Raw genomic sequence first — 22820 nt, 5'->3', positions numbered from 1 at the left:
GAGTGCTGTGTACACTCGACCAATCTTAATAGAAAACATTCGTTCAGATTGGTACTCTGAGGCGAGCTTCGTCAAAGGTAACAACACCGCATCTCAGCACCACGGCTCTCTGTTGATGTTACATCAATGATTACTTTTCCTCTTCTTCGTTTTTGTCTATTATATTTTCATAACTCCACCGGTATTCGCCGATGTAACTAATTTTGAATATCTAGCTAAATAGCCTTTTTTCACTTTTGGCTCTGGCTCAACCCAACCTTCTTTGCGTTTGGCATGCTCTTCATCCGACACAAGCCATTCCATTGTTCGATTAGGTAAGTCGATACGAATACGATCACCATTTTGAACAAAAGCAATTGGACCTCCTTCAGCAGCTTCCGGCGAAATATGACCAATTGAAATTCCTCTTGATGCCCCTGAGAAACGACCGTCCGTAATAAGTGCGACTTTCGTTCCAAGACCTCTTCCAGCAATAGCTGAAGTTGGAGCTAACATTTCAGGCATTCCCGGTCCACCCTTTGGACCTTCATATCGAATTACGACAACATGGCCTTCATGTACAAGTCCATCGTTGATGCCTTGTTGAGCTTCTTCTTGAGAGTTGAAGACAATCGCTTCCCCATCAAAGACTTTAATCGATGGATCTACTGCCCCAACTTTTATGACAGCACCATCTGGAGCAATGTTTCCGTACAATACGGAAAGTCCTCCAACCGGGCTATAAGGATTATCTTTACGACGAATCACATCATCGTTTGTAATTTTTGCATCTTTTACATTTTCATACAAACTTTTCCCAGTAATCGTAATTCGATCAGGATGAATAGCGCCCTCAATGTTACATAATTCTTTTATAATAGCACTTACCCCACCTGCGTGATGGACATCATCCATTGAATAATCAGAAGCCGGACTAATTTTTGATAAATAAGGTACTCGTTCAGCTACTTCATTAATTCGATTAAGGTCATACTCAATTTCTGCCTCGTTTGCAATGGCTAATGTATGAAGGACTGTATTGGTTGATCCTCCCATTGCCATATCGAGAGCAAAAGCATCGTCAATGGTTTCTTTCGTGACAATATCTCTTGGACGAATATCTTTTTCAATTAAGTTCATCAAATGTTTAGCAGCATCTTTGATTAGTTGATGACGATCATTAGACGTTGCGACGATCGTACCATTTCCAGGTAACGCGAGACCAAGCATTTCCATTAATGAATTCATAGAGTTAGCTGTAAACATTCCTGAACAGGAACCACATGTTGGACAAGCTGTTTGTTCAATCTCTAGTAACTCTTCTCTTGTCATATTACCTGACGAAAATGCGCCTACTCCTTCAAAGACAGATACAAGAGACAAGTTTTTACCGTCTTTTGTTTTTCCTGCCTCCATTGGGCCTCCTGATACAAATACAGCTGGTACGTTTGTTCTTACTGCCGCCATTAGCATGCCTGGTGTAATTTTGTCACAGTTCGGAATGTAAAAGACGCCATCAAACCAATGTGCATTAATAACCGTTTCTGCAGCGTCACAAATAATTTCTCGGCTCGGAAGCGAATACCTCATACCGATATGCCCCATCGCAATCCCATCATCTACACCAATTGTGTTAAATTCGAATGGAATCCCTCCGGCTTCTCGAATTGCTTGCTTTGCTACTTCTGCAAATTTATTTAGATGCATATGTCCTGGTATAATATCAATGTATGAGTTACATACACCAATAAATGGTTTATCCATATCCTCTTCTTTAACACCTGCTGCTCGAAGTAAGCTTCGATGTGGCGCCCGGTCAATTCCCTTTTTAATCATATTACTTCTCATGCTACCCGCTCCCTATATTACAAAACTCTCTATCTCAGCTTCACTCGGCTCTATTTAAAAGTCTCTGTATAAACTTTTTCACCTTCTAATACAACTCTTTTTCTAAATGCTTCTAACAAGTTCTTCGTTTCTTTTCCTGGTTTTCCTTCGCCAATAACTCGACCATCAACTTTTACTACGGCAATGACTTCAGCTGCTGTCCCAGTTAAGAAAACTTCATCAGCTACATACACATCATGTCTAGTAAAAGGTTCTTCTTTGACAACATAACCAAGATCTTTAGCTATTTCTATAATCGCATTTCTCGTAATTCCTTCAAGCGCTCCTACATAGCCAGGAGGTGTAAAAAGCTCATTTCCTTTTACAATAAAAACATTATCAGCAGATCCTTCGGCTACATAACCTTGATCGTTTAACATCAATGCTTCACTTACTCCAGCGAGACTGGCTTCAATCTTTACGAGAATATTGTTCAAATAATTCAGAGATTTCACTTTAGGACTAAGCACATCTGGACGATTTCTTCTCGTTGCGACTGTAACGATTTCAAGTCCAGAATCATATAGTTCTTTAGGAAATAATGCTAGTTCTTCAGCAATAATGATAACCTGTGGAGTTCCACAAGATGTAGGGTCCAGTCCTAAATTTCCGACTCCTCTTGAAATGACTAGGCGTATATAAGCATTGTGAAGTTGATTCTTTTGCAATGTTTGAACGACTAGATTTTTCATTTCCTCTTTAGTGTGTGGAATCGAAAGCATGATGGACTTAGCTGAATTATATAACCGGTCAAGATGCTCCTGCAACCTGAAAACATTTCCTTCATAAACACGAATACCTTCAAAAACTCCATCTCCATACAAGAAGCCATGATCATATACTGAAATTTTTGCTTCGTGTTTTTGCACAAAATCTCCATTTAAATAAATCCATTGCTCACTCATGACGTTTTAACTCCCCTTGTATGATGTAATAGTCACATAAAATGTTAATAGAAACTATTACAAGTTTTATCTCTCTAGAGCGGACATTTGTTTTTTCATATAGTGTTGTTTGAGATTTATCATACGCTCATTCTGCACTATGGTCAACCATTTTTTTAAAATTATTCGACTATTTTGATTAGTCTCTTTAGTTGTATACGCTTACAATACTACTATTACGTTTATTCTAAAATAATATTTCCATTCTTACCTATATAGAGCATATTCCCAATTTGATCGGACATCCTATAATTGGGTGATACAATATGTTAAAAAAATACAAAAAATACGTGCACTTCTCCAAAAAATTTCCCTATGTACAGCTTCTTAAGAAAAGACGTGCTTCTCTTGTCTTAGTGGAAGAATTGGAACAAACCTGCAACAACGAGTGTGAAAAACTTTTGTACAAGCAGTTACGTTCAAATATGTACTATCCAACCCCGCACTATTGGATTGAGCATATTAAGGCAAACTTAGCTCTAGTACCGTACAAGCTTGCTCTCATTGAAACGCAACCAGGTTTGAACGAAAAAAAGATCATTCGTCAATTAAAGAAAAAAGGCTGGCAAGTGCTGTTTTACGATAGAGCACAATTGCTAGAGAACCATCAATTGTATGTAAATCAAGTGTTAGCACAGGCATCAGCTGGACAAACAAAAAACGTCTCCACTTCATCGTAAGTGGAGACGTTGTTCATTTTATGTAATTAGATGGCGTCCCAGGAGAGATTCGAACTCCCGACCGACGGCTTAGAAGGCCGTTGCTCTATCCTGCTGAGCTACTGGGACAAAGCGGGTGATGAGAATCGAACTCACGACATCAGCTTGGAAGGCTGAGGTTTTACCACTAAACTACACCCGCACAGTTATTTAAAATTATACCTCTTCGTCTTACTTTTCGCCAGTCATGTCTTTTCCTCTTCTAGTAATTCATAGAAGCGTATGCGTCAAGACAACTCGTAGCATTTCCACAGATGATTACGCTCGTGGCTGAGGTTTTACCACTAAACTACACCCGCATATTAATTAAGATTTTTTCATTACATCTTGTGACGACATTTATTACTATAACCCATAAAAACTTTAATGTCAACAACTTCACTAAAAAAAAATGATATTCTCTCTTTATACATTGATCCATTGTGATAAAGAGAGAATAAGCTTATTTTAACTCAAACCTGTAGACCATGTCTTCAATCACGTTGCCATCAATATCATAGAATGTAACTATTGCTATCGTATCGTTGTAATCACAAATACAATATGTTTTTTCTACTCTGTTTCTTGGTAACCTGATACTTCCAGGATTAATGTACACAACTCCATTTTCTACAAAAGCGCCCGCTACATGAGAATGACCAAAACAGGCAATATTTGCCCCTTTTTCCTCTGCTCTATAACTTAATGGCACATGGGTCATTTTCACATTATATAAATGGCCGTGGGTAACATAGATCTTAACCCCTTTTACTTCTTCCGTTATATCATTTGGAAAATCATCACCAAAGTCACAATTTCCTTTTACGGTGTTTACACCTCTCAGTGCATTATGCTCTTTGTGTAACTCTGAATCGCCACAATGTATTAGAATATCAACATCTTTTCTATGTCGATCAATGACTTTTTTCAATTCCTGTTCCCAGCCATGACTATCACTTATAATAAACGCCTTCATTCATTTCCCTCCTAAACATTCCAAACATGTTCATAGGTCAGCAATTTGTTTATGGCGTTTGCCCGATGGCTAAGATTATTTTTTTCTTCAGGAGATAATTCAGCCATCGTTTTTTCGTGCTTTGGTACATAAAAAATCGGATCATACCCAAAACCGTTCGAGCCTATAGCTTCTTGAGCGATTATTCCTTCACATGTCCCCTCATAAAATAGCGTTTGTTCGTTGGGTCTTGAAACGGCCATAACACATATAAACCTAGCTGACCGGTCTTCTGCAGGTACGTCAACTAATTCTGCTAATACTTTTCGCAAATTGGCCTCGTCACTTTTACTATCGCCTGCATACCTAGCTGAATACACCCCTGGTCGACCTTGTAGGCATCTACTTCAAGGCCCGAATCATCTGCAATTACGATACAATTGAGGTGGTTAGCAAGTGTCTCAGCTTTTATCGCTGCATTTTCCGCAAATGTCTCTCCATTCTCAATGATCTCTGGAATTTGTGGATAATCTAGTAAAGAGCGAACTTCCCACCCTTTTAGCAATTGTTTGAATTCAGCAATTTTCCCTTTGTTCTCTGTCGCAATTACAATCTCTTTCATAAGCTATCACCTATTATTCTTATTTGATACGAGTTGCAATTTCTCCTAACGCTTCCTTTTGCTTCGTAATAAGCGCATTAATCCCCGTTTCAGCTAAATCAAGCAATTTGTTAAGTTGAGCTCTTGAATAGGTTGCTTCCTCACCGGTACCTTGAAGTTCAACAAATTCAAAATTCCCTGTCATAACTACATTCATATCTACTTTTGCTGCAGCGTCCTCCACATAACAAAGGTCAAGAATTTCTCCTCTTTTTTGATCGACCCCTACTGAAATAGCTGCTAAGAAATCACGAATTGGCCACTCTTTAATTTTTCCTTTTGACATTACTTTTTCCAACGCAAGTGCTAATGCCACGAAAGCGCCCGTAATTGATGCGGTTCTTGTTCCACCATCAGCCTGGATAACATCGCAATCAATCCAAACTGTACGCTCTCCAAGTTTTTCTAGATCAATAACTGATCGTAACGTTCTTCCAATCAATCGTTGAATCTCCATCGTTCTTCCTGATACTTTTCCTTTTGAGGATTCTCGGATGTTTCTCGTTTCTGTCGCTCTAGGTAACATTGAATATTCTGCAGCAATCCATCCCTTGCCTTGCCCTCTTAAAAAAGGAGGAACCCGGTCCTCTACCGTTGCTGTACATATTACTTTTGTATCTCCCATTGAAATTAAGACAGAACCTTCTGGATGTTTCACATAATTGGTTTCAATCGTTACCTCTCTAATTTGATCTACTTCACGTCCGTCAACTCTCATGACAACCTCCTAAATGTACTGGCTCTATCCATATAAATTTTATGTAAGGATAAAAAGGAGGAAGCCTAATCGCTCCTCCTTTTTACTATCATCATTATAAAGAATTTTGTTACGAGAGTCCAATCAACTTGTTAATAAGCACCTGTGTTTACAAGTGTTGGTCTTGAAACAGGCTCCACCACATTCCCTGACTCTGATAATATATCTGCTTCCCCGTTCACTTGAACAGCAACTTTTTCAATTCCTTCTTGTTCTGTTAAAGTCAGTGCCAACATGTTTAACACTTCGCTCGATACAGCAGAACCTTGATTTTGTGAAAGCAATGACTCATTAAAGTTTAAAGTGACCGTGCCATTCTCATAAAGTGGCTCGTCAATCAATGCAACTTCATGACGGAAATCTGTAATAAGCTGCGACTCGTTCGATGGTCCCTTTAACAACTCTTCAACAGCTGCAGTAAGAGATTCTGTACCCGTTGCCACTCGGCGTGTTACCGGAACATAGTACGTATTTTCACCGTGTTGAGCTAGAAAGTAAAGAGTAACCGCCTTGCTATTTACAACATCTGTCACAGAACCTGTTTCTAAGTTAATTCCGTTAGCACGGCTAACTCCTTCTCCAATTGGTGTTCCATCAACAGGCATTGTATCTTGCTTATATCCATTCACATTGATTTGAACACTATCAACATTTTCAAATTGAGTTAACGTCCACGTAACAGCTTCTAAAACTTGCTTTTCTTGGCTTGGATTATAATCTTTAAATTCATTTGAAAAGTCTGCTACAGCCATCCCATCACTTTTCAAGTTTACCGTTACCTCTGTGCCAGCCGGCAAAACTGCTTGGAATCCATTAGGGAGTAATTCCGTAACAGGACCACCATCTACTAAGTATTCTAATGACTGTTTAAGCACACTTTCTGTTTTAGGTAACTCAAATGTTTGTGGGACGACTAATCCATTTGAGTCGATTAAATATAATTCACGTTGCACAGAATCACTTGTCGCATCATCACCTGAATTTTCCTCATCACCTTCTGCTTCATCAGGTACGTCATCTGTGTCCTCTTCTAGACCTAATGATTCATCCTCTTCTAAGTAATTCGTTGGTGGTGTATCCATCTCATTTCCAGCTTCGTTCGCTCCAGAGGAACAAGCTGCCATTGTTAACATTGTGAATGCAAGAATGGGAACCCCTTTTCGTAATACTTTGCGCATTGTTTTCCCTCCTAAGATAGTTTGTACTAGATGTATACGAGCCCCCAAAAAAGAATAGACCATCTTTATTAAAATTTGTCCTATTTTTTTCTTCTTTTATGCAATAGAACACACTGAGTCGCTTCCATTTCATTTCACTATTAGTAAACTTACGAGAACAGCCAATAAAAAAGTGTGCCAAAAATCAACTTAGTTGACCTTTTGGCACACTCAAATAGCAAAGTCCCTAACGCTCTCTTAAAACCTTGAGAATGGAACATTGCTTACCTACTTTTATTCATCTATTATTGTAAATTCGTTTTCACACAATCAACATTCATTTCTAACCACTGATCTGCTAATAGTTTGAAGCGCACTTCATCTCCAGTTGTGTAGAATCGATGAGACGGCTGCCTTTCTTGAGTAAATAACAAATTCTTATGATATAAAAGACTACTAACCTCACGCGCAGTTTCATCGCCCGATGAAATGAGGTTAATATGTTCACCTACTCGCTTTCCAATCACTTCTTTTAATAACGGATAGTGAGTGCAGCCTAAAATAAGCGTATCATATGCAAGATGATCTAAAGGCTTGAGAGCCTCATTAACGATTTGCTCAGCTTCTACCCCGTCGAATATTCCTCTTTCTACTAAAGGCACGAAGGGTGGGCAAGCAAGGCTTTCGACCTTTACTTCACTATTGATTGCCTTTAACGCTTTTTCGTATGCCTGACTTCGGATCGTACCTGTCGTTCCTATAATAGCCACATGATCTCTTTTCGTAACTTTTAGGGCACTAATAGCACCTGGATGTACCACCCCAATTACAGGAATAGACAGCTCTCTTTTCACTTCTTCAAGCACTACAGCTGTCGCGGTGTTGCAAGCAATGACTAACATTTTAATCTTTTCTTTTAACAGATGATCGATCATTTCCCATGTGAATTTACGAACTTCCTGTTCTGATCTCGGTCCATATGGACATCTTGCCGAATCACCTATATAGACTATTTCTTCTTTCGGAAGTTGCCTCATAATTTCTTTTGCTACGGTGAGACCCCCTAATCCCGAATCAATTACTCCAATTCGCCTATCCAAACAATTCCCCTCATTCTATCTAATCGTAATTATGAGTTCGCTCTAGTTGTTTTCATTTCTTCATGAAGAACATGCAAACTCTTTTCAAGGAAATCTACCTCTTCTTTTGAAAAATCAGAAAGGATTCCTTCTAAGTAATCTTGACGTTTTTTTATCACTTCTTCAATAATCGTACGGCCTTTATCTAATAAATGAATTCGGACTACACGCCGATCATTCTTATCTTTTACTCGTTCTACTAACTCATTTTTTTCCATTCTATCTACTAAATCGGTCGTTGTGCTACATGCTAAATACATTTTTGTAGACAGCTCACCTATTGTCATATCACCATATTCGTTTAACCATTGTAATGCTACAAACTGCGGTGGGGTAATGGGAAATTGCGTTAGGATTTCTCGCCCCTTTTGTTTAACCATTTCTGATACTCTTCGTAATGAACGTTCAATTTCTTCAATTTGGCGATGTTCCACCTTTACGCACCTCCAATAATAACTAAACTAATTGTCGCTTGTTTTATTAGGAAAAGCAAGGCATTTATATGACAATTATCGCTAATCTTCGAAGTAGTTCTACAGTAAAAAGAGGTTGACCATAAAGTCAACCCCCCCTTTATTATTTCATGTATGTCTCACGAACACGCTTTTCCACTTCATCTGCCGTATCTAAATAGATCATGTCATTCGCAAAAGAAGATAATTCTTCTTTTGAAAGAGATAATAACTGATTACGAGCAGGTAATATGGATGTAGCACTCATACTAAATTCATCTAAACCTAGACCTAATAAAAGTGGAATTGCCACCTCATCACCGGCCATTTCACCACACATACCAGCCCATTTGCCTTCTTTATGAGCAGCATCTACGACCATTTTTACTAAACGTAAAATAGCAGGGTGATACGGTTGATATAAATAAGAAACTTGTTCATTCATGCGATCAGCAGCCATTGTATATTGAATCAAATCATTTGTTCCAATACTAAAGAAATCAACTTCTTTAGCAAATAAATCAGCTGCAACGGCTGTTGACGGAATTTCAACCATCATTCCAATTTCAATCGAATCTGAAACGGATACACCGTTTGCTACTAATTGATCTTTTTCTTCAAGTAGCATCGCTTTCGCTTGGCGGAATTCATCAAGTGTTGCAATCATCGGGAACATAACTTTCAAGTTACCAAATGCACTCGCTCTTAAAAGAGCACGCAATTGCGTACGGAAAATTTCCTTTTCTTCTAAGCAGAGACGAATGGCACGGAACCCTAAAAATGGTTCATCTCTTTTGGAAGATTTAAGTACGGAAGCTCTTTGTCTCCACCAATGTCTAACGTGCGGATGACAACTGGTTTCCCTTCCATACGTTCCACTACTTCCTTATATGCTTGAAACTGCTCTTCCTCAGATGGAAGTTCTGTTCTTCCCATATAAAGAAATTCTGTACGGTACAGTCCAATTCCTTCAGCTCCATTGTTAATAACACCTTCTAAATCTTTTGGTGTTCCTATGTTCGCTGCAAGTTCAACGTGCTGACCGTCTTTTGTTGTTGTTTGCTCATTGACTAGCTTCGCCCACTCAGCTTTTTGTTTCGCAAAATCATCACGTTTCTTCGTATATGCTGCAATTTCTTCCTGAGAAGGCTCAATAATGACTGCTCCATCTAACCCGTCAACAATTACTGTCATACCGGTTTGAATTTGTTTAGTCACTTCTTTCGTCCCAACAACAGCTGGAATTTCTAGCGATCTAGACATGATTGCTGAGTGTGAAGTACGTCCACCGATATCTGTAGCAAAACCCTTAATGAAAACAGGATTTAATTGAGCTGTATCAGAAGGTGTTAAATCTTCGGCAATAATAACCGTTTCTTCTGAGATGGTTGCTAATGATTGAACTTCCAGGCCCAGTAAATGTCCAAGTACACGTTTTGAAACGTCACGAATATCCGCTGCACGTTCCTTCATGTATTCATTATCCATGTTTTCGAACATCGTAATAAACATAGAAGATACTTCATTCATTGCATACTCAGCGTTTTGCTTGTCATCTGTAATCTTCGTTTTTACTGCATCAACAAGCTCAGGGTCACTAAGAACTAATAGGTGTGCAGCAAAAATTTCAGCTTTATCAGGCCCAAGCTCTTTTTCCGTTTTGTCTTTAATAACAGATAGTTCTTCTTTAGACTTCGCAAGCGCGTCGTCTAAACGTTGAACTTCACTAGTTGGATCTTGAATCTCTCTTAATTCGATCGTCATATCAGGCTCTTCATGTACGAACGCTTTCGCAATCGCGACACCAGAAGAAGCTGCGATACCCGTCAATTTTTGCATTATTCTCCTAATCCTTCCTTAATTACACCTTCAATAGCTTGAAGTGCCTCATCAGCATCAGATCCTTCAGCTTTTACAGTAACTTCTGCACCTTTGCCAACGCCTAAAGACATAACACCCATAATTGATTTTAAGTTAACAGATTTACCTTTGTACTCAAGTGTAATATCTGAAGAGAATTGACCTGCTTTGTTTACTAGTTGAGTTGCTGGACGTGCATGAATTCCCGTATCTGCTGTAATTAAAAATGTTTTTTCTGCCATAATCATCTACCTCTTTCTTTTCATAAGAATTTTTAATAAGAAAAAGAGACCTTTTTCTTTTGTCATTATACTTATTGTCTTCTACATTTGCACATTTAAACAACATTTTGTGAAGGATATTTAAAAAGGCATAAGTAAAGAAAGGAATATGTAGATCACAATAAGTAAGTGCTCTTTATTAGAGTACCCCAAAGAAATCCCATATACACTTCAAATACTTATGCCTGATCGAATCAGTAACACGTATTAAATGCACAATTTGGAAGTTATACAATATAGTATTGTAAGATGTGTGCTTATTAAAGCCATTAACAGTATAGCATAGGCTTTTAACGCTTTTCAATAGATTAGTTGTCGAAGTAGAACCTTGTCGAAATTTCGTCATAATCCAATCAAAAAATATAAATAAAAAAGTGAACGATTGCCTGAAATAAAACACGTAGTACGCCTTGCACACATATACTATCGAGACTAAAACCCTTCAAATAGTGGGAATTAGTCCCCACAAAGCGCTCTCAGCCCGAGCAAGAAGGAGTGAACTCATTGAAAGGAGCAGATTTTGGACCTAAACCCTTGCTTACAAAAAGGGAACGTGAAGTTTTTGAATTACTCGTCCAAGATAAAACTACAAGAGATATCGCACAAGAGCTTTTCATAAGTGAAAAAACAGTACGAAACCATATCTCTAATACGATGCAAAAGTTGGGAGTAAAGGGGCGCTCTCAAGCTGTAATCGAATTAGTAAGATTGGGTGAACTTGAAATATAGGTAGGCTAAAATTTACAGCTCTTCTACCATTTCGTTGGTCGCTAACGTTTTAGTCGTCTCATATTTTACAAGATCCGCAATACTCCAACAGCGAGCATTGCGGATCTTCTTTTATTCACTCAGCTGAATAGGATTTTCTAATAATCGTCTCGCTTCTTCATCAAATGGAATGGCTTGTCCTGTCATTTTGCTTATTTGCACCATCGTCCCTCGTCCAGTTAGGCAAATGTCTCCATCCTCGTTTAACGCAATGTAATGCATGTCAAGAGAGGCTCCTCCTACCTGCTCCACCTTCGTTCCTACCTTTATTCGTTCTCCAAATTGAATTTGTTTGTAATAGTCACATTGTAAGTTCGCAACGACAATGATGCTTTCATTTTTTTCACTTTCCCATCTTTTCATTAGACCTATCTGTTTGTAGAACTCAATGCGCACATCTTCAAAGTACACAAATGCATTTGTATTGTTTACATGACCAAACGCATCTGTTTCGCTGAATCGCACTTTTACCGGAATAAAGAACTGAAAAGACTTTCCCCACTCGAACATATTTTCAATATAATCTGGCGTTCTCATTCTTCTCACACCCTTTTTTTGATTTTTTGAAAAGTTGTTGCTGTGACTAAAAGGTATTTCTCCTAGTGAAATGGAGCGGAAGCCACTCGACTCCTGCGGGAAATAGAGGTAGGGTCGAGACCCCACAGGTGAAGCCGAGGAGGCTCGACACCTCCCCGCGGAAAGCGAGTGGCTGCAGCGCAATGGAACGAACATGAGAAGAACACCTAACCATAAAACAACAACAACAAAGTAGTGACCTTTTAAAAAAGGCCTAGCCTCTTTTTTGAAGAAGCTAGACCTTACATTACTTACGCACCGAAGAAGTTTTTAAATGATTGTAATGTTGTTGAACGGTTTAATGCGGCAATTGATGTTGTTAATGGAATACCTTTTGGACATGATTGCACACAGTTTTGTGAGTTACCACAGTTTGCGAGTCCGCCTTCGCCCATAATCGTTTCTAAACGTTCTTCCTTATTCATCTCACCAGTTGGGTGAGCATTGAACAAGCGAACTTGAGATAACGGAGCAGGTCCAATAAAGTCAGACTTGCTGTTTACATTTGGACAAGACTCTAAACAAACACCACATGTCATACATTTTGATAGTTCATATGCCCATTGTCTCTTTGTTTCAGCCATTCTTGGACCTGGTCCAAGATCATACGTTCCATCAATCGGAATCCATGCTTTTACTTTTTTCAATGAATCAAACATACGACTACGGTCAACAATTAAGTCACGTACAACCGGGAAAGTTTTCATTGGCTCAAGACGAATTGGCTGCTCTAGTTGGTCAACTAACGCCGTACACGATTGACGAGGCTTACCGTTAATAACCATTGAACATGCTCCGCAAACTTCCTCTAAGCAGTTCATATCCCATGCAATTGGTGTTGTCTCTTTTCCGCTTGTTGTAACTGGATTACGGCGGAATTCCATTAGAGCCGAGATCACGTTCATATTTTGACGATATGGTACTTCAAACTCCTCTACATAAGGAGCACTGTTTGGATCATCTTGACGTGTTACTTTAAATTTAATTGTTTTATCACTCATGATTTAGCAGCTCCTTGCTTTTTTTGTGAGTAGTCACGTTTACGAGGCTTGATAAGCGACGTGTCAACTTCTTCCCATGAAAAGTCAGGACCATTTGTAGCAGGGTTAAATTTCGCTTTTGTTGTTTTCAAGAACTCTTCATCATTACGTTCAGGGAAATCTGGCTTATAATGAGCTCCACGACTTTCATTACGGTTATAAGCTCCCAGTGTAATAACACGAGCCAGGCTTAGCATCCCATCTAATTGACGAGTGAAAGATGCCCCTTGGTTGCTCCATTTCGCTGTATCGTTGATGTTAATATTCTTGTAACGCTCCATCAGTTCTTGAATTTTTTCATCTGTTTTAAGAAGTTTGTCATTGTAACGAACAACTGTTACGTTATCCGTCATCCATTCACCAAGCTCTTTATGAAGAATGTAGGCATTTTCTTTTCCATCCATTTTCATAATGTCGTCAAATGCTTGCTGTTCTTTCTTCACTTCATTTTCAAATAAAGATGAAGGCATAGAATCAGCTGATTTGTCTAATCCATTCATATATTCAACAGCCTTAGGTCCAGCTACCATTCCTCCATAAATCGCAGAAAGAAGCGAGTTTGCACCTAAACGGTTACCACCATGCTGTGAGTAATCACACTCACCTGCTGCAAATAATCCAGGGATGTTTGTCATCTGATCGTAATCAATCCACATACCACCCATTGAATAATGTACGGCAGGGAAAATCTTCATAGGTACTTTACGAGGATCATCACCCATGAATTTTTCATAGATTTCGATGATTCCACCAAGTTTGATATCAAGCTCCTTTGGATCTTTATGTGAAAGATCCAGGTATACCATGTTCTCGCCATTGATTCCTAGTTTTTGCTCAACACAGACGTCAAAGATTTCACGTGTTGCAATATCACGAGGAACAAGGTTACCGTATGCTGGATATTTCTCTTCAAGGAAGTACCAAGGTTTACCATCTTTATACGTCCAAACTCGTCCACCTTCTCCACGAGCTGATTCACTCATTAATCTCAGTTTGTCATCACCAGGAATTGCTGTTGGGTGAATCTGAATAAACTCCCCATTTGCATAATAAACGCCTTGCTGATAAAGTTTTGCCGCTGCATATCCTGTGTTAATAACGGAGTTTGTTGATTTACCAAAAATAATTCCAGGACCACCTGTAGCCATAATAACAGCATCACCTTGGAAACTACGGATCTCAGACGACTTTAAGTCTTGAGCCGTAATCCCACGACAGGTTCCTTCATCATCTACGATAGCTGATAGAAATTCCCAGCCTTCGTACTTTGTAACAAGTCCACTTACTTCATGACGACGAACTTGCTCATCAAGGGCATATAATAACTGCTGACCAGTTGTTGCACCAGCAAATGCTGTACGGTGATGTTGCGTTCCTCCAAAGCGACGGAAATCTAGTAATCCTTCTGGAGTACGGTTAAACATAACACCCATACGATCCATTAAGTGGATGATGCCAGGCGCTGCTTCTGTCATCGCTTTTACTGGAGGTTGATTCGCTAAAAAGTCTCCTCCATAAACCGTATCATCAAAATGCTCCCAAGGAGAGTCTCCTTCCCCTTTCGTATTAACCGCTCCATTAATTCCACCTTGCGCACAAACTGAGTGTGAACGTTTCACTGGAACTAAAGAGAACAGATCAACAGGAACCCCTTTTTCTGCTGCTTTAATCGTTGCCATCAGACCAGCCAGTCCGCCACCGACAACAATAACTCTACCTTTACTCATATTGACCCACTCCTTAAATGTTTGCTAAGTCTGGATTAATGAATGCTAGAATTGCTCTAATTCCAACAAACGTTAATGCGAAGAAAATCGCCATTGTTACGTACGTTGCTATTTTTTGAGAACGAGGTGTTACCGTAATCCCCCAAGATACTGCGAATGACCATAGACCATTAGCGAAGTGGAAAGTTGCTGCAATAACCCCGACAATATAAAAGACAATCATAAATGGATTACTGAAAATGTTAGCCATCATATCAAAGTTTACTTCTGCACCAAATGCAGCAGCTACCCTTGTTTCCCATACATGCCAAGTAATCCAGATCACTAAAAATACTCCAGTCCAACGTTGAATACGGAACATCCAGTTACGGAAGAAACCGTATCTAGCCGTATTGTTTTTTGCTTGAAATGCAATGTATAGACCATAAATTGCATGATAAAGCAATGGAATAAAAATTAAAAAGATTTCAAGAAGGTAACGGAAAGGTAAATTCTCCATAAAATGAGCCGCTTGGTTAAAAGCACTCGCTCCTCGTGTTGCAAAATGGTTAATTACAAAGTGTTGAACTAGAAATAATCCAACTGGAATGACGCCTAGTAATGAATGAAGCTTACGATTAAAAAATTCCCGGTTGCCAGCCATACCTTTTTCCCCCCACAAATAAATTTGCTTCTTACAGATTTTTAGAACTTTGATTTTTTTCTATCTTCTATATATATTGCTCCTTGTAACTAACAAATTCATAAATTACTAAATTACTAGATTACAAGTAACAATATTATGAAACTTTTAGCAAGTTTCTGTGAAAAAAATCTGACAAATTTATTGTACTCCCATCAGATACCCTCGTCAAGAAAACGTATTCACTCTTTTTTGGGTATACAAAGGAAAAAGCCCCATTTTAAGGGCTTTTTCCACAAAACAGTACGATTTCCTAAATATCTAGCAATTTTACCCGATAATAATTCTTTCAGTCGGATATTTAAAATGTGTTTTTGTTTCTCTTTTACGAACTGAGAATAAAAAGGCAATTAGCCCTACTCGACCGATAAACATGAGAATCATTAAGACAAACTGACTAGGCAAGGATAAGTAAGGAGTAATCCCCATTGACAGCCCACAGGTTCCAAACGCAGATGCTGTTTCAAATATAATTGCCATTAGTGTAATTTCATTATTTGCTTCAAATGCTGCTATTAATGTTACAGCGGCAAATAACAGGACGAGAAAAACGGATAAGACAATGAATGCCTTTTGCCGATCTTCAGGATGAATTTCTCGGCCAAACACCTTCACGTCACTTTTCCCTAAAGCGAAACTCCTTATGGTTAAAAACATGACCGCTACAGTAGTCGTCCTGATTCCTCCACCAACACTTGATGGACTTGCTCCAACAATCATTAAACCAGAAATAAAGAGCAGTGTTCCAACATTTAATTCAGACACATCCATTATAGATAGTCCACCACTTCTTGCCGTTGCTGAATTAAATATGGAATAAAATAACTGCTGGTGCCACTCTAGACCGACATAATAGTGACCCGTTTCCAGTGCCCATATTCCTATAATTCCAATGACAAAGACAGCAAAATACGTTGTTGTTGTGATTTTCGTGAATAAGCTAAATTTAAAATTGTTGTTCCTTTTAGAAAAATATTCTCTTAATTCAAGTAAGACAGGGAAGCCAATTGCACCTGCAATAATTAACAGAATTACAACAAATTGGACGTAGTAATCATTTGCAAAAGGAATCAATGATTGTCCTGTCACATCAAATCCGGCATTTGTGAATGCACTTAATGAAGCAAAGGCTCCTTGGTAGAACGCTTCTCCTACTGTATCAAAATAACGAATAAAATAAGTACCAAGAATAAGCGCACCAATTAATTCAATGATAAGAGCAACAATTAGAATTCCCCTCATCAGATTGACTAATCCCGAAAACGTATTTTGATTTTGGTCGACCATGATTAACATACGTTGAGCTAAATTTATTTTTCGACCAAATAGCATCCAGACAAATGTACCCATCGTCATAATCCCAATTCCACCCAGTTGAATCGCTAACGCTAAAAACGCAATTCCTACATAGCTGTATGTTTCTGGGACATTAACAACCGTTAATCCTGTCACACTAACTGCGCTAACAGATGTAAAAAGAGCTTCTGAATACGTCAGATCAACGCCGGGTTGATGAGATATGGGTAAATATAACAAGATACTAAATAGAAACATCGCAATAATATAGGCGATAATGATTACCCTAAAAGGAGAGAGAAACTGGTTTAAGCCTGACTTCATTTTTAATACCTCCGCATACGTTCGCGGTTAAGTATAACATTTTACAAAATGCAAGGCTAGAACCCTTCAACTTTTGAAGCCCCGGTGATTTTATCTTGTTTGCTTCATAAACATCGTATATGATCAGAGTAGCATTTCTCTTACAGGCTTGCGCTTTTAGGGAGTATGGGAGGGAGCGGTATATATGGAAGATCGCGTAAATCAGTTTGGGTATGATTTGATTAGGAACGATGTACTCAAAGAATTATTAGGAAAAGAACATGATTCTATTTTATATTGGGTTGGCAAAACACTTGCAAGAAAAAACATTCTCTCAACTGTAGAAGAAATGATTCCTTTTTTTGAAAAGGCAGGATGGGGAAAACTGTCGTTATTACAAGAAAAAAAAGAATTGCACATTTTTGAATTAAAAGGCTCTTGGATGACAGACAAGGACGAACGGTGTTATCAACTAGAAGCAGGGTTTCTTGCTCAGCAGATAGAACATTCGCAAGGTTGCATAACAGGAGCTACGTACAAAAAGAAAAAAGATTATATCCTTATTCATGTTGAAACAGACAAACGAGATGCCATTCAAGAAAAGAGGTAAAGCAGCTATAAGCTGCTTTACCTCTTTTTTGTTAAACCGTAACGGCTTCTTCTGCTAATTGAAATTCTTTATGCAACATCTCAACAGCTAATACCATATCGATCTCTTGAACAACAACAGATACTTTAATCTCCGATGTACTAACCATTTTCACAAAAATATCGTTATTTGCCAACACATCAAACATTTTAGCCGCAACCCCAGGATTTGAGACCATACCTGATCCTACAATCGACACCTTAGCCAATTCTTCCTCAAACACAACATCAGTAAACTGCAACTCTTCCTGTGCTTCTTGTAATACTGCAAGTGTTTCTTTTAATGAGCTTTGCGTAATGGAAAATGAAATATTTATATGATTTTCATCTATTTGATTTTGAATAATAATATCTACATTAACATGATGTTCGGATAAAGTCGTGAAAAGTCTTGACAATGTCTGAAGACGATTAGGTAGCCCTTTTACCGTTACTTTTGTTACGTCATTCTCAAATGCAATTCCACGAACGATTAGATTTTGTTCCATTGATACTTCCTCCTCAATTAATGTACCTTCAATGTCTTCCATACTCGATGCAACCATTAAAGGGACATTGTAATTTTTTGCAAATTCAACTGCCCGTGGATGTAAAACGCCCGCCCCTAAATTAGCCATTTCGAGCATTTCATCATAGGAAATCGAATGTAATTTTCTTGCTGACTTTACGTAACGAGGATCTGTTGTAAACACACCTGTAACATCTGTATAAATATCACAACGATCTGCTTTCAAGGAAGCTGCTAGTGCAACGGCTGTTGTATCTGAACCGCCACGGCCAAGTGTTGTAATTTCTCCATTTACACTGATGCCTTGGAATCCAGCAACAATCACGACTTTCCCCTCCGATAACTCTGTTTCAACACGATCAGGAGTTATCGCTTCAATACGAGCATTACCGTGGCTTTCTTCAGTTTGAATTCCAGCTTGCCATCCAGTTAAAGATGTTGCTGTAACTCCACGAGCTTGTAGCGCCATTGAAAGTAACGAAATCGTTACTTGTTCACCTGTCGTAAGAAGCATATCCATTTCACGTTTACTTGGTGTATCCGTTATTTGGTTTGCCAGTGCCACCAGTTCATCCGTTGATTTGCCCATTGCTGAAACAACAACAACAACCTCATCTCCAGCCAGAACAGCCCGCTCTATTCTTGATGCCACATGCTGAATTCTCTCGACCGAACCAACGGAAGTCCCTCCGTACTTCTGTACAATTCTTGCCATATCTATTCTCTCCTTTTCATACTCACGGTCCTATTGGAATGCAAAAAAGCAACAATAAGGAAAACCCCTCACTGTTGCATCAATACCGATCGGTACCACACTGCTCCCTGTTTCTCTCGTGAGATAGTTCTCCACATACTTCTTGGGTGTAAGTATGTGACAGCCCTATGCCTATTTAGCATAGGTCCAGCACAAGAAAAGATGAGTCTCACCTTGCACTTCGGCGAATTCCCCTTTTAACGTACGTCTACAGATCTCATTTCCTCGGCACGTCTACTAATGGTTTTCGCTCCTCTACCAATCACTTCATATTCGAAGTGTGGCATATTCAATTGACTATTATTCTAACAAACCTTCCTCCCTTATGCAAGGGATATCAGCCTTTTTGGTTTAGTGTTTCTAATATAGCCTCTGCCACTTTTTCCGGAATGGCTAATTTCTTTAAATCCTCTATCGTTGCTTCTTTCATTTTTTTCACCGAACCGAAATGTTTTAACAGTTGACGCTTGCGTTTTTCCCCTACACCTGGAATATCATCCAACTCTGACTTGAAAAACGTTTTTGAACGTGTTTGCCGGTGGAACGTGATCGCAAAGCGATGAACCTCATCTTGAATACGTTGCAATAAATAAAATTCATGACTATCCCGTTTTAAAGACACCTCAACAGGAGGGTCCCCCATTAACAATTGAGACGTCCGATGCTTCTCGTCTTTTGCTAACCCACAAACGGGGATCGAAAGCCCTAACTCATCGGTAATCACTTCTTGAGCAACTGCAATTTGCCCTTTTCCCCCATCGATCACGATAAGATCTGGAAGCGGCAATGATTCTTTCAAAAGACGAATGTATCGTCTACGAACAACCTCGCGCATCGAGCCGTAATCATCTGGACCTTCGACCGATTTAATTTTGTATTTTCGATAATCTTTTCGGCTTGGTTTTCCATCTACGAAACTAACCATGGCAGAAACAGGTCCGTACCTTGTATATTAGAGTTATCAAATGCCTCAATTCGGTATGGGGTTCTAATACCCATCGCTTGTCCTAATCGTTCAATTGCTTTGATGGTTCTTTCTTCATCTCGCTCAATTAAGGAAAATTTGTCCTTTAAGGCAATTTGAGCATTTTTGTTTGCTAAATCCAGTAAATCTTTTTTCTTCCCTCTTTTTGGATGATGGGTTTTCACTCCAACTAATTGTTCAATTAAGTCCCCGTCTACTTCCTCAGGAAGGAAAATTTCCGAAGGCTTAATGTGCTCTTTTTTCATATAAAATTGCCCAATGAACGTCATCAAATCTTCTGTAGCATCTTTATAAAATGGAAAAATAGACACGTCACGCTCAATCAGTTTTCCTTGCCTAATGAAAAACACTTGAACACACATCCAACCTTTATCATAAGCAAAACCAAAAACATCTCTGTCGGTTAGGTCACCAATCATCATTTTTTGCTTTTCGATCACCGTATCCATGTGACTAAGAGTATCTCGTATCTCTTTGGCTCGCTCGAAGTCCATTTCCTCTGCAGCTTTCATCATTTTCTCCGTTAATTGAGCTTTGATCTCATCATGCCCAGAACGTAAAAATTTTGTAATATCTTGGACCATTGCTTGATTTTGTTCTTTCGTCACTTCTTCGACACATGGTGCAAGGCATTGTCCAATATGATAATACAAGCATACTTTATCAGGCAATGTTCGGCACTTGCGTAAAGGGTAAAGACGATCAAGCATCTTTTTTGTTTCAGTGGCGGCTCCAGCATTTGGATAAGGACCAAAGTATTTTCCACCATCTTTTTTGACTTGGCGAGTTGTAATCAACCTTGGATGCTCTTCGTTTGTGATTTTCAAATAGGGGTATGATTTATCGTCTTTTAACATGACGTTGTATTTTGGATCATGTTTTTTAATTAAATTCATCTCTAAAATAAGAGCTTCAATATTAGAGGATGTAACAATATATTCAAAATCAGCAATCTCACTAACTAACCGCTGTGTTTTCCCATCGTGAGAACCGGTAAAATAGGATCTAACCCTATTCTTTAAAATCTTTGCTTTTCCTACATATATAATCGTACCTTGACGATCCTTCATTAAATAACAGCCAGGCTGATCAGGAAGAATCAACAATTTCTCTTTTATTTGACTCATCGTATTCCACCTCTCTTCTATTGTTTGCGAGAAGTTGGACAAATGCAAGTTAGAAAAACTGGAAGTATTCCATTACACATAAAAAAGTGATTCCATTTAACCAATACTGGAAAATGAAATCACTTGTTCACCTTAAAGGTGTTTATTAAGAAGTTCTGCTAAAGCTTCTTTTGGTTGGAAGCCAACTACTTGGTCTACCACTTCACCATCTTTAAAAACAAGAAGCGTTGGGATACTCATAACGCTGTATTTGCCAGCTGTTTCTTGATTCTCATCAACATCAAGCTTCGCAATTTTTACTTTATCGCCCATTTCAGAATCTAATTCTTCAAGGACAGGAGCAATCATCTTACAAGGTCCGCACCAAGGTGCCCAGAAGTCTGCTAGTACAACTCCTTCACTTGTTTCAGATGCGAATGTTTGATCTGTTACATTTACGATTGCCATTGAAAATCCTCCCTTTTCCTATTACAAAATTGTTTCCACACAATTATACCAAACACTTCCACTGCTGGCGAATTTATTGCTTCGCTTTATTTTATCCTCACAACTATAAACTTACACAAGAAAAAGAGGTTTTTCAAAAGGACATGGTTGCCCTTCCAAAAACCCCTAGATTATCTTGTACTTTTGATGTGACGTTATAATTTTAGTTGGAAACGAGTAAATTTCTTAATTCTTCCGTTAAGATAGGAAGAATCTCAAATAAGTCGCCCACAATCCCATAGTCAGCTACCTCGAAAATAGGTGCTTCTGGGTCTTTGTTAATCGCAACGATTACTTTTGAATTCGACATCCCCGCTAGATGTTGAATGGCTCCTGATATACCAATCGCAAAATACAAATCTGGTGTGACGACTTTTCCAGTTTGCCCAATTTGTAAGCCATAATCACAATAATCAGCATCACACGCACCTCGTGAAGCTCCTACTGCTCCTCCTAAAAGATCAGCAAGCTCCTGAAGTGGTTGAAATCCTTCTTTGCTCTTTACGCCTCTTCCTCCTGCAACAATGACGTTAGCTTCAGACAAATCTACTCCACCCGTCGCTTTTTGAACAACATCCTTAATCACTGTACGTAAATCTTTTATATCAACTGCAACAGTTGATACGTCAGCTTTCTTCGTTGGATCTTGTTCAAGTGCAGCAATATTATTTGGTCGAATTGTCGCACACACAATTCCTTCCTTTACCTTTTTCTTTTCAAACGCTTTCCCTGAATAAATAGGTCGAGTAAAAATGGCGTCATCTCCATCTAGTTCAACTGATACAGCATCTGACATGAGACCAGCTTGTAATTTCATGGCAAGGCGTGGTCCAACATCTTTTCCCATCGCTGTATGACCGAGTATCACACCATCTGGATTTTCAATATCAAACACTTGAAGAATAGCTTGTTGATACGCATCTGTTGTATACGTTTTTAAATCAGGGTGTTCAGCTACAATAACACGGTCAGCTCCATATTGAGCAAAGACATCTGTTAAACCGCTTACATTATCACCTAATAAAACACCTACTACTTCTCCTCCATTTGCAACTGTTTTCCCAGCTGCAATAGCTTCAAATGAAACATTACGTAACTCCCCATCACGTACCTCTCCGATAACAAGAACCTTTTTAGTCATCTTAACCCC

Annotated in this window: 19 protein-coding genes, 2 tRNA genes, 3 pseudogenes, 1 riboswitch and 1 other annotated feature (1 of these 26 cut by a window edge); of the genes and pseudogenes, 3 read left to right on the top strand and 21 right to left on the bottom strand. The window is 38.8% G+C overall.

What is annotated here, in order from left to right; translation table 11 throughout:
- Positions 1-156 (bottom strand) — a binding site (T-box leader) (it extends 88 nt beyond the left edge of the window).
- 3 nt (positions 157-159) lie between these two features.
- Positions 160-1827 carry a dihydroxy-acid dehydratase gene (ilvD, locus tag JCM9140_RS09780; RefSeq protein ID WP_034745432.1) on the bottom strand — a complete coding sequence of 556 codons (1668 nt, stop codon included), beginning with the start codon at positions 1825-1827 and terminating at the stop codon, positions 160-162.
- A gap of 50 nt (positions 1828-1877) precedes the next feature.
- Positions 1878-2771 (bottom strand): branched-chain-amino-acid transaminase, encoded by an 894-nt coding sequence (ilvE, locus tag JCM9140_RS09775; RefSeq protein WP_034745430.1) that lies wholly within the window; start codon positions 2769-2771, stop codon positions 1878-1880.
- A gap of 305 nt (positions 2772-3076) precedes the next feature.
- Between ilvE and JCM9140_RS09770 the strand changes: the two genes are divergently transcribed.
- The gene (locus tag JCM9140_RS09770; protein ID WP_034745428.1) at positions 3077-3490 is read left to right on the top strand and encodes a hypothetical protein; all 414 of its coding nucleotides are present in this window, start codon (positions 3077-3079) and stop codon (positions 3488-3490) included.
- A 31-nt stretch (positions 3491-3521) separates the two neighbouring features.
- Here the strand turns inward: JCM9140_RS09770 and JCM9140_RS09765 are convergent.
- The 10 genes and pseudogenes from JCM9140_RS09765 to JCM9140_RS09720 form a co-directional block, all read right to left on the bottom strand.
- Positions 3522-3598: transfer RNA gene (locus JCM9140_RS09765), tRNA-Arg, on the bottom strand.
- Positions 3599-3600: 2 nt separating this feature from the next.
- Positions 3601-3671: transfer RNA gene (locus JCM9140_RS09760), tRNA-Gly, on the bottom strand.
- 300 nt (positions 3672-3971) lie between these two features.
- On the bottom strand, positions 3972-4484 hold the full coding sequence (locus JCM9140_RS09755; protein ID WP_034745426.1) for a metallophosphoesterase family protein: 513 nt from the start codon (positions 4482-4484) through the stop codon (positions 3972-3974).
- A gap of 11 nt (positions 4485-4495) precedes the next feature.
- A pseudogene (locus JCM9140_RS09750) lies at positions 4496-5085 on the bottom strand (XTP/dITP diphosphatase).
- A gap of 19 nt (positions 5086-5104) precedes the next feature.
- Entirely contained in the window at positions 5105-5842 is a 738-nt protein-coding gene (gene rph / locus JCM9140_RS09745) for a ribonuclease PH (RefSeq protein ID WP_034745424.1), read from the bottom strand.
- Between the two features lie 131 nt (positions 5843-5973).
- Positions 5974-7059 (bottom strand): GerMN domain-containing protein, encoded by a 1086-nt coding sequence (locus JCM9140_RS09740; protein ID WP_034745422.1) that lies wholly within the window; start codon positions 7057-7059, stop codon positions 5974-5976.
- A 284-nt stretch (positions 7060-7343) separates the two neighbouring features.
- A complete protein-coding gene (racE, locus tag JCM9140_RS09735) occupies positions 7344-8138 on the bottom strand; it encodes a glutamate racemase (RefSeq protein WP_034745420.1) in 795 nt (264 codons plus the stop codon).
- Between the two features lie 29 nt (positions 8139-8167).
- Positions 8168-8611, bottom strand: coding sequence for a MarR family winged helix-turn-helix transcriptional regulator (locus JCM9140_RS09730; RefSeq protein WP_034745418.1), 444 nt, complete (start codon positions 8609-8611; stop codon positions 8168-8170).
- Positions 8612-8753: 142 nt separating this feature from the next.
- Positions 8754-10468: pseudogene (gene ptsP, locus JCM9140_RS09725) on the bottom strand (phosphoenolpyruvate--protein phosphotransferase).
- Positions 10468-10731 (bottom strand): phosphocarrier protein HPr, encoded by a 264-nt coding sequence (locus JCM9140_RS09720; RefSeq protein ID WP_034745416.1) that lies wholly within the window; start codon positions 10729-10731, stop codon positions 10468-10470. The pseudogene ptsP and the gene JCM9140_RS09720 overlap by 1 nt, the downstream one beginning before the upstream one ends.
- A 543-nt stretch (positions 10732-11274) precedes the next feature.
- On the opposite strand from JCM9140_RS09720, the gene JCM9140_RS09715 reads away from it, so the two are divergent.
- Positions 11275-11499, top strand: coding sequence for a helix-turn-helix domain-containing protein (locus JCM9140_RS09715; RefSeq protein WP_034745414.1), 225 nt, complete (start codon positions 11275-11277; stop codon positions 11497-11499).
- A gap of 111 nt (positions 11500-11610) precedes the next feature.
- On the opposite strand, the gene JCM9140_RS09710 is transcribed toward JCM9140_RS09715, so the two are convergent.
- The 5 genes from JCM9140_RS09710 to JCM9140_RS09690 all read right to left on the bottom strand — a co-directional run bounded on the left by JCM9140_RS09710 (position 11611) and on the right by JCM9140_RS09690 (position 17183).
- Positions 11611-12075, bottom strand: a complete 465-nt coding sequence (locus JCM9140_RS09710; RefSeq protein WP_034745412.1) for an acyl-CoA thioesterase — start codon at positions 12073-12075, stop codon at positions 11611-11613.
- A 290-nt stretch (positions 12076-12365) separates the two neighbouring features.
- The gene (gene sdhB / locus JCM9140_RS09705) at positions 12366-13115 is read right to left on the bottom strand and encodes a succinate dehydrogenase iron-sulfur subunit (RefSeq protein WP_034745410.1); all 750 of its coding nucleotides are present in this window, start codon (positions 13113-13115) and stop codon (positions 12366-12368) included.
- The gene (gene sdhA / locus JCM9140_RS09700; protein WP_034745408.1) at positions 13112-14881 is read right to left on the bottom strand and encodes a succinate dehydrogenase flavoprotein subunit; all 1770 of its coding nucleotides are present in this window, start codon (positions 14879-14881) and stop codon (positions 13112-13114) included. The genes sdhB and sdhA overlap by 4 nt, the downstream gene beginning before the upstream one ends.
- 13 nt (positions 14882-14894) lie before the next feature.
- The gene (locus JCM9140_RS09695; RefSeq protein WP_034745406.1) at positions 14895-15524 is read right to left on the bottom strand and encodes a succinate dehydrogenase cytochrome b558 subunit; all 630 of its coding nucleotides are present in this window, start codon (positions 15522-15524) and stop codon (positions 14895-14897) included.
- Between the two features lie 309 nt (positions 15525-15833).
- Positions 15834-17183, bottom strand: coding sequence for a TrkH family potassium uptake protein (locus JCM9140_RS09690; protein ID WP_034745404.1), 1350 nt, complete (start codon positions 17181-17183; stop codon positions 15834-15836).
- A gap of 184 nt (positions 17184-17367) precedes the next feature.
- Between JCM9140_RS09690 and JCM9140_RS09685 the strand changes: the two genes are divergently transcribed.
- On the top strand, positions 17368-17772 hold the full coding sequence (locus JCM9140_RS09685; protein WP_034745403.1) for a YslB family protein: 405 nt from the start codon (positions 17368-17370) through the stop codon (positions 17770-17772).
- 31 nt (positions 17773-17803) lie between these two features.
- Here the strand turns inward: JCM9140_RS09685 and JCM9140_RS09680 are convergent, their stop codons facing one another.
- The 4 genes and pseudogenes from JCM9140_RS09680 to JCM9140_RS09665 form a co-directional block, all read right to left on the bottom strand.
- Positions 17804-19033, bottom strand: a complete 1230-nt coding sequence (locus JCM9140_RS09680) for an aspartate kinase (RefSeq protein ID WP_034745401.1) — start codon at positions 19031-19033, stop codon at positions 17804-17806.
- 116 nt (positions 19034-19149) lie between these two features.
- Positions 19150-19338, bottom strand: a riboswitch (Lysine riboswitch).
- A 71-nt stretch (positions 19339-19409) separates the two neighbouring features.
- A pseudogene (gene uvrC, locus JCM9140_RS09675) lies at positions 19410-21184 on the bottom strand (excinuclease ABC subunit UvrC).
- A 132-nt stretch (positions 21185-21316) separates the two neighbouring features.
- Positions 21317-21631, bottom strand: coding sequence for a thioredoxin (gene trxA / locus JCM9140_RS09670; RefSeq protein ID WP_034745400.1), 315 nt, complete (start codon positions 21629-21631; stop codon positions 21317-21319).
- A 202-nt stretch (positions 21632-21833) separates the two neighbouring features.
- Positions 21834-22811, bottom strand: a complete 978-nt coding sequence (locus JCM9140_RS09665) for an electron transfer flavoprotein subunit alpha/FixB family protein (RefSeq protein WP_034745399.1) — start codon at positions 22809-22811, stop codon at positions 21834-21836.
- Between the last annotated feature and the right edge of the window lie 9 nt (positions 22812-22820).

The sequence above is a fragment of the Halalkalibacter wakoensis JCM 9140 genome (genome assembly GCF_000513095.1).
GTDB classification, from domain to species: domain Bacteria; phylum Bacillota; class Bacilli; order Bacillales; family Bacillaceae_D; genus Halalkalibacter; species Halalkalibacter wakoensis.
This window is presented reverse-complemented; position numbering and strand designations above follow the sequence as displayed.